General features: G+C 69.4%; 15 protein-coding genes and 2 tRNA genes. 7 read left to right on the top strand and 10 right to left on the bottom strand.

The window, feature by feature from the left end; genetic code table 11:
• Nucleotides 1-14 precede the first annotated feature (14 nt).
• The gene (locus FDO65_RS20475; protein ID WP_137451609.1) at nucleotides 15-539 is read left to right on the top strand and encodes a gamma carbonic anhydrase family protein; all 525 of its coding nucleotides are present in this window, start codon (nucleotides 15-17) and stop codon (nucleotides 537-539) included.
• A 7-nt stretch (nucleotides 540-546) separates the two neighbouring features.
• Here the strand turns inward: FDO65_RS20475 and FDO65_RS20470 are convergent, their stop codons facing one another.
• From FDO65_RS20470 to FDO65_RS20450, 5 genes are all read right to left on the bottom strand, one after another.
• Nucleotides 547-1,272, bottom strand: coding sequence for a DivIVA domain-containing protein (locus FDO65_RS20470; RefSeq protein ID WP_137451608.1), 726 nt, complete (start codon nucleotides 1,270-1,272; stop codon nucleotides 547-549).
• Nucleotides 1,273-1,527: 255 nt separating this feature from the next.
• Nucleotides 1,528-3,774 (bottom strand): 6-phosphofructokinase, encoded by a 2,247-nt coding sequence (locus FDO65_RS20465; RefSeq protein WP_137451607.1) that lies wholly within the window; start codon nucleotides 3,772-3,774, stop codon nucleotides 1,528-1,530.
• Nucleotides 3,775-3,888: 114 nt separating this feature from the next.
• Nucleotides 3,889-5,049: a mannitol-1-phosphate 5-dehydrogenase gene (locus tag FDO65_RS20460; protein WP_137451606.1), complete on the bottom strand. Its 1,161-nt coding sequence runs from the start codon at nucleotides 5,047-5,049 to the stop codon at nucleotides 3,889-3,891.
• Between the two features lie 5 nt (nucleotides 5,050-5,054).
• A complete protein-coding gene (locus tag FDO65_RS20455; protein ID WP_137451605.1) occupies nucleotides 5,055-5,492 on the bottom strand; it encodes a PTS mannitol transporter subunit IIA in 438 nt (145 codons plus the stop codon).
• A gap of 204 nt (nucleotides 5,493-5,696) precedes the next feature.
• Nucleotides 5,697-7,280 (bottom strand): PTS mannitol transporter subunit IIBC, encoded by a 1,584-nt coding sequence (locus tag FDO65_RS20450; protein WP_137451604.1) that lies wholly within the window; start codon nucleotides 7,278-7,280, stop codon nucleotides 5,697-5,699.
• Between the two features lie 417 nt (nucleotides 7,281-7,697).
• Here FDO65_RS20450 and FDO65_RS20445 point away from each other — a divergent pair, with 417 nt between their 5' ends.
• Nucleotides 7,698-8,492 (top strand): 3-hydroxybutyrate dehydrogenase, encoded by a 795-nt coding sequence (locus FDO65_RS20445; RefSeq protein WP_137451603.1) that lies wholly within the window; start codon nucleotides 7,698-7,700, stop codon nucleotides 8,490-8,492.
• Here FDO65_RS20445 and FDO65_RS20440 read toward each other — a convergent pair.
• Nucleotides 8,464-8,970, bottom strand: a complete 507-nt coding sequence (locus FDO65_RS20440) for a hypothetical protein (RefSeq protein ID WP_137451602.1) — start codon at nucleotides 8,968-8,970, stop codon at nucleotides 8,464-8,466. The two genes, FDO65_RS20445 and FDO65_RS20440, sit on opposite strands and share 29 nt — an antisense overlap.
• A gap of 88 nt (nucleotides 8,971-9,058) precedes the next feature.
• Here FDO65_RS20440 and FDO65_RS20435 point away from each other — a divergent pair, with 88 nt between their 5' ends.
• Nucleotides 9,059-10,039, top strand: a complete 981-nt coding sequence (locus FDO65_RS20435) for an aldo/keto reductase (protein ID WP_137451601.1) — start codon at nucleotides 9,059-9,061, stop codon at nucleotides 10,037-10,039.
• A 16-nt stretch (nucleotides 10,040-10,055) separates the two neighbouring features.
• On the opposite strand, the gene FDO65_RS20430 is transcribed toward FDO65_RS20435, so the two are convergent.
• Nucleotides 10,056-10,535: a hypothetical protein gene (locus FDO65_RS20430; RefSeq protein ID WP_137451600.1), complete on the bottom strand. Its 480-nt coding sequence runs from the start codon at nucleotides 10,533-10,535 to the stop codon at nucleotides 10,056-10,058.
• A 206-nt stretch (nucleotides 10,536-10,741) separates the two neighbouring features.
• On the opposite strand from FDO65_RS20430, the gene FDO65_RS20425 reads away from it, so the two are divergent.
• From FDO65_RS20425 to FDO65_RS20415, 3 genes are all read left to right on the top strand, one after another.
• Entirely contained in the window at nucleotides 10,742-11,254 is a 513-nt protein-coding gene (locus FDO65_RS20425; RefSeq protein WP_137451599.1) for a GtrA family protein, read from the top strand.
• Nucleotides 11,255-11,335: 81 nt separating this feature from the next.
• Nucleotides 11,336-11,423: transfer RNA gene (locus tag FDO65_RS20420), tRNA-Ser, on the top strand.
• A 57-nt stretch (nucleotides 11,424-11,480) separates the two neighbouring features.
• Nucleotides 11,481-11,553, top strand: a tRNA-Arg gene (locus tag FDO65_RS20415).
• A gap of 283 nt (nucleotides 11,554-11,836) precedes the next feature.
• Here FDO65_RS20415 and FDO65_RS20410 read toward each other — a convergent pair.
• The 3 genes from FDO65_RS20410 to FDO65_RS20400 form a co-directional block, all read right to left on the bottom strand.
• Nucleotides 11,837-13,051 (bottom strand): NADH:flavin oxidoreductase/NADH oxidase, encoded by a 1,215-nt coding sequence (locus FDO65_RS20410; protein WP_137451598.1) that lies wholly within the window; start codon nucleotides 13,049-13,051, stop codon nucleotides 11,837-11,839.
• Between the two features lie 313 nt (nucleotides 13,052-13,364).
• Nucleotides 13,365-14,831, bottom strand: a complete 1,467-nt coding sequence (locus FDO65_RS20405) for an MFS transporter (RefSeq protein ID WP_166442318.1) — start codon at nucleotides 14,829-14,831, stop codon at nucleotides 13,365-13,367.
• A gap of 113 nt (nucleotides 14,832-14,944) precedes the next feature.
• The gene (locus FDO65_RS20400) at nucleotides 14,945-15,964 is read right to left on the bottom strand and encodes an AsnC family transcriptional regulator (protein WP_137451596.1); all 1,020 of its coding nucleotides are present in this window, start codon (nucleotides 15,962-15,964) and stop codon (nucleotides 14,945-14,947) included.
• A gap of 94 nt (nucleotides 15,965-16,058) precedes the next feature.
• Between FDO65_RS20400 and FDO65_RS20395 the strand changes: the two genes are divergently transcribed.
• Nucleotides 16,059-17,507 (top strand): MFS transporter, encoded by a 1,449-nt coding sequence (locus FDO65_RS20395; RefSeq protein WP_137451595.1) that lies wholly within the window; start codon nucleotides 16,059-16,061, stop codon nucleotides 17,505-17,507.
• Nucleotides 17,508-17,530 lie beyond the last annotated feature (23 nt).

Here is a 17,530-nt window from a genome sequence, read left to right as displayed (position 1 = left end):
TGTCTGATGGGCACATGACGTTGCTGCCCTTTCGTGACACCCACCCGGAGGTCGACCCGACCGCGTTCGTGGCCGCCGACGCGACCGTCGTCGGCGCGGTCCGCATCGGAGCGGAGAGCGGGGTCTTCTACGGGGCCGTCCTGCGCGCCGACACCTCGACCATCACGATCGGCGCCCGGACCAACGTGCAGGACGGCGTGGTCATGCACTCCGACCCGCACCACCCGACGGTCATCGGATCCGGGGTGACCGCCGGCCACCGCGCCGTGCTGCACGGCTGCGTCGTCGAGGACGACTGCCTGATCGGCATGGGCGCCCTGGTGCTGAACGGGGCGACCATCGGCGCGGGTTCGCTGGTCGCTGCCGGCACCGTCGTCCTGGGCGGCACCACGGTGCCGCCCGGCTCGCTGATCGCCGGGGTGCCGGGAACGGTGAAGCGCACGCTCACCGAGGACGAGCAGGACCGCATCCGGCGCAGCGCCCACCGCTACGTCGAGCTCTCCCGCGCCCATCGGGACGAGACCGGCCCGGCGGCCTGAGGCCGGATCAGCGTCCGGCGAGGTGCCGGACGTGGCCGCGGGGTTCGCGACGACGACGGGCCCGCGTCGGCGACGCCGCGGCTCCGGGCACGCCGGGGGCCGGGGGCAACTGCGGGAACGGCCGCCCCGGTGACCCGGGGTCCCGCGGCGGCTGGGCGGCACCGCTGGTCACCGCCGCCGGGTCGGCCGCCCCGAACTCGGCCGCCACGTGGTCGACGATGCCGTTGAGGAACCGCAGCACCTGGGTGCCGGCTGCGTCCCGGACGGACCGCAGGTACTCGGTCTGCCGGCGCAGCTCGTCCTGGGTGAGCTGGATCTGCTGCTCGCGGCGGTCGACCTCCTGCGACCGGGCGTGCGCCTCGGCCAGGATCGCCTCGGCGGCGCGACGGGCCTCCTTGCGCATCCGCTCGGCCTCGGCGGCCACCTGTTCGCGGTAGGCGTCGGCCTCGGCCATCACCCGGTCCGCGTCCTGCTGCGCCGTGGAGAGCACGGCGATGCTGTCCTCCACCTCCGAGACCCGGGCGGCGTGGACCTCGGCCGACCGTTCGGCCCGCAGCCGGCGGTTCTCCCGCTCCACCGTGTAGAGCCGGGTGGTGCGTTCCTGGATCTGGGCGAGGAGCTCGTTGACCAGCTCGTCGGTGCTCGCCTTGTCGTAGCCGCGGGTGAACAGGCCCGCCGGCGGCGGCCGGTCGGGAAGGTCGGGCTGTCCGAAGCGGCCGGGGCCCGCGGTCACCGACCCACTCCGGGCCGGGGGTCCCGTACGTCGGGTTGAGCACACACCATTTGCGATGACCGTCCGTGACAGCTCGGGAGCACAGGCCTGGATACCCCTACAGATACCTCGACGCACCCGGCCGAGCAGGGAGGGCGCGCCATACCTTTGGTACCTGCTGCCCGTTCCGCCCGTCGACTCATCGTGACGGTTTCACTCCGCCGACCAGCCGTTCAGGTGACTCGGTCCGCCCCGCGCCACGCTCCGCCGCCCGGATCAGGCGTTCTCGGGCAGGGCCAGTCGGGCGGCGAGCACGTCGATGACCGGTCGCAGTTCCATCCACCACTGCCGGACCGGGCGGCGGTGTTCCCAGTCGGCCATCTCCTCCACCCGCCGCAGCGTGCGGATCCGGGGGGTGCCTTCCTGCATGCCGATCATCGCGGCGTCGTGCTTGTGCAGGTCGACCTGGTGGCTGAGCCAGTCGATGGAATGCGCGGCCAGCCGGGTGCCCAGGATCCGGTCGATCGGGGTGGGGCTGCCACCCTGCTGGGTCTGACCCAGCACGATCTCGCGCGCGTCGTAGAGGTCCTGGCTTTCCTGCTCGAACACCCGCACCAGGAAGTCGCTCGTGTACATCGGGCTGGCCTTCTCGTTGCGGACCGTCAGGAACAACCGCTGCCCGGCGCGGAAGGCATCGACCATGTTCTCCACGTCGGCGGCGATGTCCTTGAGCGTGATGCCCTCCTCGTGCAGGTACACCTTCACCGCCCCACCGGACAGGCCGCCCATCAACGCCAGATAGCCGCAGTACCCGCCCATCGTCTCGACCACGAACACCCGCTTGGAGGCGGTGCCGGTCTGCCGGATCCGGTCGATGGAATCGACGATCAGGTTCAGGGCGGTGTCCGCCCCCACCGACTGTTCGGAGGCCGGCATGTTGTTGTCGATGGTCGCCGGCAGCACGATCATCGGCACCTGGAACGCCGGGTACCGGTCCTGCTCGGCGCGCATCGTGCTGACCGCGGCGAACGCGTCCCACCCGCCGACGATCAGCAAACCGTCCAGCCCGTGCTTCTCGATGCCCCGGCCGATGGCGTACAGATCCTTGACCGTGGGCACCCGCCGGCTGATGCCCAGCTCGGCGCCGCCCCGGCTGGTCCACCCCTCGACATCACCCCACTGCAGTTCGCGGACCTCGTCGTCGACCAGGCCCTGGAAGCTGTTGGAGATGCCGACCATGGTGTGCCCACGGTCCAGACCCAACCGGACCGCGGCGCGGGCGACGGCGTTCATCCCCGGGGCCAGACCACCGACGTTGAGGATCCCGAGCCGGGTGGACTTCCGTTTGCGGGTGACCGTCGGCAGGGCGTGCGAGATCGCGTGGAAGATGTGTTCCATCTCGGTGAACTCGTTGCCGCGCATCGCCATCGCGGTGTTGAAATCCTTCGCCGCGATCGCGTCGGCCAACGCCCGCGTCTGGGCCACCGATTCCATCAACGGCACCTTGGACACCCGGTTCCCGCGGGTGCCGATCAGCTTGGACACCCCGTCGGGCTTGGCGCTGAGCACCTCCTCCAACGCCGCGTACCCCAGGATCGAACTCGTGTACCGGTCGTAGGCGCTGGGGTCGCCACCCCGCTGGACGTGCCCGAGGATCGTCAACCGCACATCCTCGTTCAGGGTGTCGCGGATGACGTTGAGCACGTACTCGCTGGTGATCGGGTTGTTGTCCCGGTCGTGGGCGCCCTCGGCGACGATCACGATGCTGTTCCGGCGCCCGGCCTCCCGTCCCGAGGCCAGCAACGCACACATCTTCTGCTCCCACCCCGGCAGCGGCGGGTCCTCCGGAATCAACACGTAATCGGCGCCGCCGGCGATCGCCCCCATCAGGGCCAGATACCCGCAGTGCCGGCCCATCACCTCGACCACGAAACTGCGCTGATGACTGGCCGCCGTCGACCCGATCGAGTCGATCGCCTCCACGATGCGGTGCAGGGCGCTGTCCGCCCCGATCGTCATGTCGGTGCCGAGCATGTCGTTGTCGATCGACCCGACCAGCCCGGCGATCATCAGGGCCGGATGCCGGTCGGCCGTGTCCTGATCGATCTCACCCCGATCGGCCAGCTCCTGGACCAGGGACGCCCACTCCGACCGCAGCAGGTCGGCGCCGGACAGGCTGCCGTCCCCACCGATGACCACGAGCCGGTCGATCCCGTGCTCCAGCAGATGCTTGACGGCGGTCCGCCGACCATCACGCTCCCGGAAGTCCTTGGACCGCGCCGTCCCGATCACGGTGCCACCGCGGTTGAGGACGCCGCTGACATCGTCCCACTCGACGTGCCGGATGGCCTCCCCGCCGTCGACCAGCCCCTGGTAGCCCTCGTACACGGCGAACATCTCCGCGCCCCGGTTCAACCCGGTCCGCACCACACCACGCACCGCCGGGTTCATCCCCTGCGCATCGCCACCGCTGGTCAGAACGGCGACCCGGCGCCGCGACGTCGAAGGGGCCTGCTCGACCATGTGTCGTTCCTGCTTCCCGGTACTCGGCGTGCCGTAGGGCGATGTCCGGGTCCCATCTTCCCCCGGCGCCCGCGGCAGGCAGACGCTGGGGGAAGGCGGACGGCGCCGCTGCGGTCAGGAGACCGCCGCGACCCGGCGTCCGAAGACGCTGAGGACGTCGTCGTACAGGGGGTGGTCGGGCTGCAGACCGGTGATCTCGCGGACCAGTTCGTCGGGGGTGCGGGTGCGCAGCGCTTTCTGCAACTGGACGCTTTCCGGGTCGGCGGGGACGTCGAACCGCAACGCGGCCTCGACCGCCCGTAGCAGGAACTCCGGCGGGTGGATGCCCCGTTCGGCCAGTTCGGCGGCCGGGCCGATCAGGCGTTCGTGGCGGGACAGTTTGCGCAGCGGTTGCCGCCCGACCCGGTCCACCGTGTCCGGCAGGTACGGGTTCTCGAACCGGGTGATGATCTTGTCGATGTAGGCCTGCTGCGCCTGCGCGGTGAATTCGTGTTTGGCCACCAACAACGCCTTGGTCTCGGCCAACACGCCCTGCACGTTGGTCCGCACCTCCGGATCATCCAGGGCATCGGACAGTTTGGTGATCCCGCGGACGAACCCGAAATACGCGGTCGCCGCATGACCGGTGTTCACGGTGAACAGTTTCCGCTCGATGTACGGGGCCAGATCGTCCACGAACGTCGCGTCCGGGATCTGCGGCTCGTCACCGTTGAACGGGCCCCGCTCGATGGCCCACTCGAAATACGTCTCCACCGTCACGTCCAGCCCGTCATGCGGTTGGCCGGGCACGATCCGGTCGACCGCGGTGTTGGCGAACACCGCCCGGCCGTTCAAAACGTCGAAATCGTCGGCCCCGTCGCGGATGTGGTTCTTGAGGACATCAGTGGCGTTGATCGCGTTCTCACACGCCATCACCACCAGCGGCGCCGCGGCCGGGTCCCGCTTCCGCAGCCCCGCGGCGATCACCGGGGCCACGAACTTCAGCACCGTCGGCCCGACCGCCGTGGTCACCACATCCGCGCCGGCAATCGCCTCAATAACCGCGGCCTCATCAGTGCGACTGTTGATCCCGGTGAAACCATCGACCGTCTCGGTCCGCGAGTCCTGACCGACCTCCCGCACCTGATAGGAGTCCGCCGCATTCAACGCATCGATCAGCACATCGGCCACATCAGCGAACACCAGGCGATACCCGGCCCGATGCAGGATCAACCCCACGAAACCGCGGCCGATGTTGCCACCACCGAAATGGACCGCGACCTTGTCCCCAGCCACCCCGCTCAGTCCTCGTTGACCGAGTCGAGCATCCCGTACAACTCCTGCGACGACTGCGCCTGCACCAACTTGGCGACCTCATCCTCATCACTGAAGATGATCGCGATCTTGGACAGGATCTCCAGATGCCCACCCTCATAACCGGCGATCCCCACCGCGAACCGCACCTCATTGCCGTCCCAGTCGATCGGCGGGTCGTACTTGACCACCGACAACGCCGACTTGCTGATTTCCTCCTTGGCCTCGTTCGTCCCGTGCGGAATGGCCAGGAAATTCCCCATGTACGTCGACACCGACCGCTCCCGCTCGAACATCGCATCGATGTACGCCGGACTCACCGCACCAGCATCGACCAGGATCTGACCGGCCTCCCGGATCGCCTCGTCCTTCGACGTCGCCGTCCCCGGAACCTTGATCTGGGCGGGGCTCAAAATGTCACTCATGACGTGGTGGGTTCCCTTCTTCTCGGTCCAAACGCAGTCACATTCACTGGGACATCATGGGTCTCGGTCAGTCTCGCAGCGGATCGGCGGTCCCGCCGGGCGACCGGAGAAGACCGGCGGCCGCGCTACCCGACGGCGGGTCCATGCCGGAAAGGGGGAGCGCCATGGGCGCTCCCCCTCTCTCGGCGACGGCTGGTGAACCCGTCAGGTCGAGGGGTTTCCGTTCGTCTCCCGTAGGTGCGAGACGATCTCGTCGTACCGCGGGCTGTTCATGAAGTTGCTGACCGAGACGTGTTCGGCGCTGGGCGCCATGCCTTTGGCCCGCGGGGTCAAGGTCTCCTGGGTGACGATCAGATCGATGTCATCGGTCAGGTTCGCGATCGCCACATTGGTCACGCTGACATCACCGAAACCGGCCTTCTTGATCTTGTTCCGCAACACCGACGCGCCCATCGCACTCGAGCCCATCCCGGCATCACAGGCGAACACGATCTTGCTGATCGGCCGGGCCGCCACACTCGTGCCACCCCCGGTGCGGTGCATCCCATCGGCCGCGTCCATCTGCGCGGGCGTCATCCCCGACGCCGACGCCTCGTCCAGAGCCTCCCGGTTCAGCACCCCCGACACCGACGACTTCTTGCCCTTCATGGCCTCCATCTGCGAGGTGGCCGCGGCCAACCCACCGCCCTCGGCCTCCTCCGCCGCGAGCATGCTGCGGCGACTGCCCCGCAGGATGACCGACGCGATGATGAACGACGTCGCGGCCGACAACACCACCGACAAGATGACCCCGACGAAACTGCCACCCGGGGTCGCCAACATGACCGCGATGATCGATCCCGGCGCCGCCGGACCCACCAGACCCGCGTTGAAGATCACCAGGGTCAGGATGCCGACCATGCCACCGGCGATCGTGGCCAGGATCAGGACCGGCTTCATCAGCACGTACGGGAAATAGATCTCGTGGATACCGCCGAAGAACTGGATGATGAACGCCGCCGGGGCCGTGCTGCGGGCCATGCCCACGCCGAACACACAGAACGCGAGCAGTAGGCCCGCACCCGGACCGGGGTTGGCCTCCAACAGGAACAGGATGGACTTGCCCTGCTCGGTGGACTGCTGGATACCCAGCGGCGTCAACACCCCGTGGTTGATCGCGTTGTTCAGGAACAGCACCTTGGCCGGCTCGATGATCACACTGGCCAACGGCAGCACACTGTGCTCGATCAACCAGTTCACGCCGTTACCGAACGCGTTCGAGATCCCATCCACGATCGGCCCGAAGACGTACAACCCGAACACGGCCAAACCAGCGCCCAGGATGCCGGCCGAGAAGTTGTTCACCAACATCTCAAAACCCGGCTTGATCTTGCCGTCCCACAGCGCGTCGACCTTCTTCATCAACCACGCCGCCAACGGACCGAAGATCATCGCCCCCAGGAACATCGGCTGCGTCGTGGCCATGATCGCGCCCATCGTCGCGATACCGCCGACCACCGCACCCCGGGTGCCATAGATCATCCGGCCACCCTGCACCGCGATCAGGATCGGCAACAGGAACCGCACCATCGGGCCGACCAGACCGCCGTCGGCGTAGTCACCCCACCCACCGATCTTGTCGACCGGCAACCAGCCCTTCTCGATGAACAGGGCCGTGATCAAACCCCACGCGATGAACGCACCGATATTCGGCATGATCATCCCGGACAGGAACGTCCCGAACTTCTGCACCGCAACTCGAGCGCCACCGCTACTGCTGGTGGTACCGGTTTGCGTCGTTGTGGCCATGGCGAACCCTCCCGCCGGAAAGCCTCGAACCGCGGGGGTCTCGCCGGCTGCCGGCTGCGAACCGGAATCGACGGAAAATGGCCGGCGGCCATCTCCCGGGGCGGGCGGCGCTGCACCGTCGTCCACCTGGACAGCTGCTCACCCAGGCCGACTCTCGGCCCTGGCGATGGTCGTCACAGTAGACCGGCCGGCAACCGCCGCAACCGGAGAAGGCCCGTCAGACGGGATGGAAGCGTAACGATTTGATCGCGCCACGAACTTATTCCTGGCTGCGTTCGATATATCGACGCAATTATGTCCGCGGGGTTTGCTTCGGGCGCCGGGGGGAATGCGGCACGGCGGCGTATTCGTATGCGTCGGCATTCTTTCTCTGACCCCCCTGCCAGCCCGTTCGTCCGCGCTCCTAGGCTGTCCGGTATGACCGACGACGCCGTCCAGTCCGCGCCCACCGCCGCCCAGCCGCTCGCCGGGCGGACCGCCCTGGTCACCGGTGCAGCCAGCGGCATCGGCCGGGCCATCGCCCGCGGGTTCATCGCGGCCGGGGCCTCGGTCGTCCTGGTCGATCGCAACGCGGACGCGGTGGCCGCCGAGGCCATCGAGATCGGCGCGACCGCCGTGGTCGCCGACCTGTCGGACACCGCGGGCATCGCGCACGCCATCGCCGAGGTCGCCCCGATGGTCGACATCCTGGTCAACAACGCCGGCATCCAGCACGTCCAGCCCGTGCACGAGTTCCCGGTCGAGCAGTTCGAACTGATCCAGCGACTGATGGTGACCGCGCCGTTCGTCCTCAGCCGGGCCGTGCTGCCCACGATGTACGAGCGCGGCTGGGGCCGCATCATCAACATCTCGTCCGCGCACGGCCGCCGGGCCAGCCCTTACAAGGTCGCCTACGTGACGGCCAAGCACGGCCTGGAGGGCATGTCCAAGGTCATCGCCCTGGAGGGCGCTGCGCACGGCGTGACCAGCAACTGCATCAACCCGGGTTACGTCCGCACGCCGCTGGTCGAGAAGCAGCTCGCCGACCAGGCCGCGGCGCACAAAATGCCCGAGGACGAGGTCCTGGAAAAGGTCATCCTGACGTCGTCGCCGGTCAAGCGCCTCATCGAACCCGATGAGGTCGCGCAGGCCGCGCTGTTCCTCTGTGGCCCGGCCAGTGCCTCCATCACCGGGTCGCAGCTCGTCATGGACGGGGGTTGGGGGGCTCGCTGACCGGGAGCGTCGCCGACTGATCAGCGACCTTGCGCGCGCGTCGGATGCGCAGGCCGGCGTCGAGGGCCAACAGCACGGGCGACACGACGAACACAGCGGCCACGCCGGTGGCCACTAGTGCCCAGAACCCGCCACGCTGAGGACCAGCGGAACGGATGAGGTTGCCGACCAGGACTGTCGGTGGACCACCCATTCCGTAGATCCAATTCGGTCGGTCCTCGTCGCCGTCGGCCGACCGTGGGGCGCGCTTGATCAGCGGCTTCACGGCGGCCATGCCGACCACCCCCAGGACGACGGCGCCGAGTACCACCGTTCGCTGCCACCCGGGAACTGTGACGGTCGCGGCCAGAACGAAGGCGACGACCGCAGTGACGCCATAGATGGTCCACACGCGCCGGCGCTGGCGCCTCTTCGAGTCGACGGCGGCAACGGGAACGGTGGGGCGATCGTCGCTCTCGTCGTCATCGGCGGCAGCCATGGCATATCGATACCCCATTCCGCGTTGTCGGACTCAGGGGTACTACTGCGATCGAGGCCGATCGAGCAGTGAGCAGAGGAGAACGACGATGCAGCAGCGCACACTCGGCCAGGATCTGGCCGTCTCCGCGATCGGCCTGGGCTGCATGGGCATGTCGGAGAACTACGGGCCCAACCCGGGGAGCCGGGCGGACATGATCGGTGTGCTCCGCCGGGCCGTGGACCAGGGCATCCGGTTCTTCGACACCGCCGAGGTCTACGGGCCGTTCGGGAACGAGGAACTGGTCGGGGAAGCGCTCGCCCCCCTGCGGGACCAGGTGGTCATCGCGACCAAGTTCGGCTGGCGGATCGAGAACGGCGCCTCGGTGGGGCTGAACAGCCGGCCGGACCATATTCGTGAGGTCGTCGATGCGTCGCTGGGGCGGTTGGGCATCGACTCCATCGACCTGCTGTACCAGCACCGGGTCGACCCCGACGTGCCCATCGAGGATGTCGCCGGCACCGTCGGCGAGCTGGTCGCCGCCGGCAAGGTCCGGCACTTCGGCCTCTCGGAGGCCGGGGCGGCGACGATCCGCCGAGCCCATGCCGTCTTCCCGGTCACCGCCGTGCAGAGCGAGTACTCGTTGTGGACCCGCGATCCCGAGGCCGAGGTCCTCCCGGTCTGCGCCGAGCTGGGCGTTGGCTTCGTCCCGTTCAGCCCCCTCGGTCGAGGCTTTCTCGCCGGTGCGGTGGACTCGTCGCAGGAGTTCGGCGCGGGCGACATCCGGGCCAGCATTCCCCGGTTCACCACCGACAACCGTTCCGCCAACCAGGCTCTGGTCGACCAGGTGCGCGCCCTCGCCGACCAGCGAGAGGCGACGCCCGGCCAGATCGCACTGGCCTGGCTGCTGGCCCAGCAGCCGTGGATCGTCCCCATTCCCGGCACCCGCCGGTCCGAACGCGTCCAGGAGAACATCGACGCCGCCGCGGTCGAGCTCAGCGGCGACGACCTCGCCCGGCTCGACGCCCTCGCCGAGCAGGTCACCGGGGAGCGCTACAACGAGGCCGGCCTGGGCATGGTGGGTCGCTGACCGTCCGACCCGGTCTTCATTGCGCGGGGCCGTCGAGCTCGGCCCCGCCGGCCGGTCTGTCGCGTTCGGGAGTCAGCGGCTTCGGCAAGGCGTGCCGGCGATCCGCCTGACGGCGCTGACGTTCCCACCAGAACCATCGGATGGTCAGCGAGAACGGGACCGACAGCACCGCCCCGGCGATGAGTCCGGCGAACCAGGCGGCTTCGCTGTGACGGGAACCCATCTCGTCGATGACCACCGCGACGGGGACCACGGCGAGCGACGGCAGCAGGTCCAGGGCCAGCGGCGGCACGGCACGAAGCCGGTCCTGGCCTTCCGGGGTTCGCCGCAAGCTCCCCAGCAGCGCCATCAGCCAGAGCAGGGCCAGAGTCAATACGACCAGCACCCCAGCTCGCTGCGCCGCGCTCAGCGGATTCATGAAGGCGAAGGCGACGGCGGTCACTGTGAACACCGCGAGTCCCAACGAGGGGAAGACGATGCGGCCCGGCAGTCTCACAGCGTCCTTCTACCCCGGGGCACCCGGGGCGATGCCCGTGGACCCGACGATTCACCCAGGTCAGCTGGGCATGCGATCCCGGGCTTCGCTCCGTCATCTCATCGGCGACGGGAACAACGGGACGTCCCGCGACGCTCAACCTTTCGCACAGCGAACGAAAAGGTTCGGCTCAGTGTGCCACCAGCCAAACGGGGGACTGTCGGACCATGAACGCATCACCCCCGGCCGCTCGGTCGTCGCGGCTCCGCTGGCGGCCGTCGACGCGGGTGCGCGCGCTGGCCGGGCAGGCCGCCCGGTTCGCGGCCGTCGGTGGCGGCGCGACGGTCCTCCAGTTGGCCCTCTACGCCTTCGTCGCCGACTGCGTCGGCGCGCAGGTCGCCAACGTGTTGTCGTGGTCGGTCGCGACGGTGATCGCCGGCGTTGCCCACCACCGGTTCACCTTCCGCCTGGACCACTCGGGCAGCGAACGGGACCACCTGGTCAACCTGGCCAGTTCCCTCGCCGCCCTCCTGCTGAGTTCGGCCGTCCTGGCCGTCGCCGGCAATCCGTCCGGCCTGCTGGGTACCGCCCTGCTACTGGCCGTCAACGGCACCGTCGGGACCGGTCGATTCGTCCTGTTGCGGTGGTGGTTGACCGGCCGTCGAGCGGTAGCGATGGTGGACGACACCCCGTCGATAGGGGTCGTTTCGGCGCCGTCGACGGCGCTCGCGGGGCCCTGACCTGCACGAATGAGCCGGTTTGGGAATCGGCGGACCAGCCAGGTACTGTTATCCGCCGGTGGCCACCGCAAGGCGGCCTCCGGAAGCGTGCCAGAGCGGCCGAATGGGACACACTGCTAATGTGTTGTGCTCGTCAAGGGCACCGAGGGTTCAAATCCCTCCGCTTCCGCGCAGTAAGGTAGGACAGCACCACCCAGGCGCCCCGCGTGCCTGACCAAATGAACATGCGCCCGTAGCTCAACGGATAGAGCATCTGACTACGGATCAGAAGGTTGGGGGTTCGAATCCCTCCGGGCGCACTCTGGTTGAGACAGACGATCAAGCCCCACTCGCGACGGTGAGTGGGGCTTTGTCGTTCCCGGGGGTCGTCCGTGCTGCCTACGGGACCGGCGCGGCGAGGCCGAACGCCACCGGATCGGTCTGCAGCAGCGGGGTCAGCCCGTGGCGGGGGCCGCTGATCCCGGCGGCCTGGGCGAGAGTTCCACTGATGATCGCTATCCGAGGACGAACGCTTCCAGATGCACCCGGTGCCACCCGGTGGGGGTCGGGTGGCACCGGTTTTCCCCATCGCCGAACCCACCCTCAGGCGGCCTCGGACACCCCGGCATCGGAGTCGACCCGGACACCCCGAGTCTCGTTCGTGGTCGCCGCCGCGGCCACCACGGACTCGGTGGGCTCCGGCAATCCGATCGACGGCTGGTGCCCGCGGAAGTTGCGGAGCCACCAGCCCCAGTCCTCCGGCACCAGTGCGAACGGATTGTCGTAGCCCAGCTCTCGGGCCGTCCACACCGGCCAGTGCGGATTGGCCAGCGCCGGACGGCCGAGGAACACCATGTCGATCAGCTCGTCCTTGATGACGGAGTCGGCCGCCTCCGGGCGCCCCAGGTTCCAGCTGGCCGCGACGGGGATGCCGACCTCGCGGCGCACCCGGTTGGCCCGCTCGACCATGAAACCCGGGTCGTTGAACGGATTCGACTGCATCGCATCCGTGTTGAAACCCAGACTCAGGTCGGCCAGGTCCAGACCGTGTTCCTTCATCCAGCCGATCGCCACCACCGCGTCGTCGAACCGGGCTCCGTCCGGGTGCAGGTCGTCCGACCCGAGACGCATGGTGAGCGGGTATTCCTCCGGCCAGACCTCGCGGACGGCGTCCAGCGCCTCTAGGTGGAAGCGGGTGCGGTTCTCCAACGACCCGCCGTATTCATCGGTGCGCTGGTTGGCCAGCGGCGAGAAGAACTCGGCTCCGAGATAACCGTGCGCGTAGTGCATCTCCAGCCACTTGAAGCCGACTTCGGCGGCCCACCGAGCGGACTGCGCGTACGCCGCGTAAAGCTCGTGAATCTCCTCGACGGTGAGTTCCTTCGGCGTGTACGGCAGGTCGCCGCCGTAGGCGATGGCCGACGGCGCCACGGTCTGCCAGCCGTTCGGATGCTCCGGCGGCAACATGTACCCGCCCTCCCAGGGAGTGACGACACTGCCCTTGCGGCCGGTGTGTCCGAGCTGGATCGCCGGGACGCCCCCCAGCTCAGTGATCAGCGAGCACACCCGGGCCAGACCCTCGAGCTGGCTCTCGTCGTAGATACCGCCGCAACTGACGGTGGTGCGGCCGTCCGGGGTGATGGCCAGCTGCTCAGGGAAAATCAGGCCGAACCCGCCGGCGGCCCGGGCCCCCAGGTAGGAGACGTGGTAGTCGTCCATCCGCCCGTCGACCGAGCGGTACATCGTCATGGGCGACATCGCGATGCGGTTCCGCACCGTGACGCCCTTCAGCGTGAACGGGGTGAACAGGTTGGGCACGGTGAGCTCCCGGGTCTGATCGAGCGGACGGCGACAAGGGAAGCCACGGTGATTCCACTGACTCGTATCCCAGCAGCGCCGCGCGCACCTGCGGTTTCCGGCCGGTGCCGCACCGGTAACCGCCTGCTCACAGACAGATGGAAGACCGTGCGTCTCGCGGAACGACGGCGCAACAGCGCATGCCGGCGGCGGCGAGCGGGGTCGGCCGATCCACGGGAGAGCGCCGCCGATCAGCGCCGCAGCACCACCGGAATGTCACTGAAGCCCCCGTCGTGTGACATTCGGCTGCGACAGTTGTCCTTGTGGTCAACTCTCAGCGGGTGGCCGCCTCCGAGGCGATCGCCGTGGCCACGTCCCGCGGATAGGTCTGCCGGGCGACCACGAGCAGCAGCAACCCGGCGATCACCAGCAGCACGAGCCCGAGGATGAGGGCGTTGGTCAGCCCCTCGGCGCCCCCGCCCTGCTCGCGGTTCGGGTCGGCGCCGATCGGGCTGAGGGCCACCGAGAGCCAGCCGAAGACCAGCGGCGCGGACGACTTGCCGAGGGTCTGCAGGAACGTCCGGACGCTCTCGGCCCGTCCCCACAGCCGCGAATGCATGATGTCGAGCCGCCCGGCGTCCAGCGGCGGGTTCACCGCGCCCATCCCGATCCCGCCGATGAGGATGATCGGGAACCCGACGAGGAACGCGGGGATCAACAGACCGGGCGCGGCGAAGGCCACCGCGAACAGGCAGGCCAGCCCGCCGACCACCGGGCGGGCCCAGATCTTGCCGCGGGCCACCAGGCGGTCCGACAACGGTCCGGCGATCAGCGTGCCGATGACCACGACGACGCCGACGAAGGTCAGCAGGAACGTGGCCGCGCCCTGGCCGAGGTCGTAGCGGCCGCGCAGGAATACCACGATGAACGCCTGCAACCCGGCGACGTAGTAGTAGACCAGCGCGGAAGCGATGATCATCAGGACGTTCGTGCGGATCGTCAGGACGTACTTGATCGCGGTCCACAGCGGCCAGCGCGTCGGGTCCTCCCGCAGCACCTGGTCGCCATAGGGCTTGGTCCCGCTGCGGGCGACCAGGCTGGTCAGCGCGGAGTCGTGCTGGACGCCCTCCACCGCGGCGGCCACGCTGTCCTGCCGGCGGGCCGGTTCCGGAACCATCCGCAGCAGCCCCCAGGCGACCAGCGGACCGAGGACGACGAGCACGAGGAACGAGGCCCGCCAGGTGAACCAGGCCGCGACCTGACCGGCGACGACGAGAGCGATGGACGCACCGACGAACTCGCCCGTCAGGATCAAGCCGTAGATGCGGCCGCGGTCTCCGCTGCCGAAGATGTCGCCGATGAGCGAGGCCACCACTGGGGTGGCGGCACCGATCCCCGCGCCCAACGCCAGTTGGGCGATGAGCAGCACGGTGAACGACGGGGCCAGCCCGGCCAGCAGCACGCTGGCCGACCAGGACACGAGACAGATGGCCAGCAGCCGGATCCGGGACGTCCGGTCGGCCAGCACCCCGAACGGGAGCGTCGTCGCCGCCCCCAGCAGGCTGGCCGCCGTGATGAGCAGACCGACCTGCGCGTTGTCGATCCGCAGGTCGTGCTTCAACTCCGGCGCGACCGCACCGACGATGGTCTGGTAGCCGGCGGCCAAGCCAAGAGTGGCCGAGAGCAGGGCGACGACGAGGAGCTGGTGGCGACCACCGGCCTGCGCGATCAGCCGGGCGTACCAGCCCGAACCGTCCTGCGCCGCAGGCGCACCCGCACCCGGCCCGGTCTCCTGCGCCACGTACGCTCCCCCGTCACCGGGACGCCCCACCTGGCCGCGATCCCACCCGTCGTTCCCGACGAAGGGTACGGCCCGGCGACGGGGGCACAGCCGGCCCGCCGATCCCGGTGGCGCTATCGGGCCGGGACGAGTCGATCACCGTGCACCAGCGAACCGGCCTGCTTGAACTGCCGCAGCGCCGGCGCGGTCTCGTACCCCGTCACCCCGGGCATGGCGGCGAGCGCGCCGGTCACGAATCCGTAGATGCCGGTGACGTCCTCAGTCAGCACGGACGCGACCAGATTGGTGGGTCCGGTGATGGCCGCGGCGAACGGGACCGCCGGATGCGCGGCCAGGGCGCTGCCGGTCTCCGCCAGCCTGCCGGGCTGCACGGACAACCACAGCAGGACGGACTGCTGACCGCTGAGCACCCGCGCGACGTCCACGTCCAGGTAGGCCACTCCGGAGGCGAGCAGGGCATCGAGCCGCCGCGAGATGCGATGTGCCGGCTGCCCGGTCAACCGGGCCAGTGTGGACACCGGGGCCCGCCCGTCGATCTGCAGATGCGGCAGCAGCGCGCGGTCCTCGTCGGTCAGCGGACCGGGGTCGCGGCCCGGCTCCCGGGACGGCCGGGTGTCCCCCATCGCCGCTTCCTGCTCGGCGGTCAGCACCGAGCGCAGGCCCGCCCAGTCGGCCGCACCCCCGCCGACGAAGGTGTGCAGCACCGCGGCGGACGAGACGTCCAGCACGGGTGCGGCTTTCGGCAGCATCCGCGTGAGCAGGTCGCTGGCGTCGGCCTCGTTCAACGCGCGCAGGTTGAAGACCACCTCCCAGCCAGCGGAGTAGACGGTCACCCAGGCCACGTCGTCCCGGCGGGCCAGCGCCTGCGCGATGCCGACGGCCCCCTCGGGACGGCACCGCACCCGCACCGTCCAGACGGTGACGCCCATCGCCCGCGGGTCGACGGCCATCGTCACCCGCAGCAGACCGTCGCGGCGCAGCCGACGGTAACGGCGGGCGACCGTCTGCTCGGCCACCCCCAGCACGGCGCCGATCGCACTGAACGGAGCCCGCGGAGCGATCTGGACGCAGCGCACGATCTGCGCGTCCATGGCGTCCAGCGTGGAGGAAGTGGACAGGGATGCACCGCTCATGACGGAAATCTACGTCTCGCCCGGCGCGGTGACGGATATCAAGGGCGCCGGACGCAGGCTCGAAGACGTCCTCGTTTCCGATCAAGGAGTCCCGATGAACCGCACCTGGTGGACCCTGGCGGTGGTTTGCGCCGCCACCTTCATGCTGCTGCTCGACGTCACGATCGTCGTGGTGGCCCTGCCGGACATCCAACGTGACCTGCAGGCCAGCTTCGGCCAACTGCAATGGGTCACCGACGCCTACGCCCTCGCCCTGGCGTCCCTGCTGCTGACCGCCGGGTCCCTGGCCGACCGGTTCGGCCGGCGGCTGCTCTTCGCCGTCGGACTGGCCGTGTTCACGGTCGGCTCGGCCCTGTGTGCGGCCGCGCCCGACGCCGGCACCCTCATCGCCGCCCGCGGCCTGCAGGGCGTCGGCGGGGCGATCCTGTTCGCCACCTCGCTCGCCCTGCTCGCCACCACCTTCCGGGGTCGCGACCGGGGTGTCGCCTTCGGCGTGTGGGGCGCAGTCACCGGTGTCTCGACCGCGCTGGGCCCGATCCTGGGGGGTCTGCTGACCAGCGGCCTGTCCTGGCGGTGGATCTTCCTGGTCAACCTGCCGATCGGTGCGGTCGCGCTGGTCGTCGCCCTCCGATTGGTTGCCGAATCGCGGTCGCCGCACCCGCGGCGCCTGGACCTGCCGGGCATGCTGACGTTCAGCCTGGGGCTGTTCGCCCTGGTCTACGGCCTGACCACGGCCGGCGGCTCGTCCTGGTCCGACACCACCGCGGTGGTCTCGTTCGTCGTCGCCGCGGTGCTGCTCGGGGCGTTCGTCATCGTCGAGATGCGGACCGCCGAGCCGATGTTCGACCTGCGACTGCTGCGCATCCCGACGTTCCTGGGCGGTTCCGTGGCCGCGTTCGCCATGAACGGGTCGCTGTTCGCGATGCTGCTCTACCTCGTCCTGTACCTGCAGAACGATCTCGGCTACACCGCGCTGGAGACCGGGGTGCGGTTGCTGCTGCTGTCCGGGTCGACGCTGCTCGTCGCGATCGTCGCCGGCCGGCTGTCGGCCCACGTGCCGACCCGGTGGCTGATCGGACCCGGCCTGGTGATCGTCGGACTGGGCCTGCTGCTGATGTCCGGGCTGGACGCCGACTCGACCTGGACGCACCTCGTTCCCGGTCTCATCGTCGCCGGGGTCGGCAGCGGGTTGGTGAACGCGCCGCTGGCCTCCACCGCGGTCGGGGTGGTCCCGGTCCACCAGGCCGGCATGGCGTCCGGAGTCAACAACACGTTCCGACAGGTCGGCATCGCGGTCGGCATCGCCATCTACGGGTCGATCTTCAGTGCCCGGCTCGCCTCGTCCGAGGCCGGCGGATCGGCGACCGGCCGGCCCGCCGCGTTCGCCGACGCCCTCGACACGCTGCTGATCGTCAGCGCGGCGGTGGCCGTGGTGGGCGGGGTCTGCGCCCTGCTCACCATCCGTCACCGGGACTTCGTTGCCCACAGCCCGGCCCAGTCGCCGTCAAGCCCGACACCTGCCGTCGAGGCCCCGTCCGCGTGACACCGCCCCGGAACGCCCCTTCG

It is taken from the genome of Nakamurella flava, from assembly GCF_005298075.1.
Classification (GTDB): Bacteria; Actinomycetota; Actinomycetes; order Mycobacteriales; family Nakamurellaceae; genus Nakamurella; species Nakamurella flava.
Note: the sequence above shows the minus strand (reverse complement) of the source record. Positions and strands in the feature narration are given on the sequence as shown.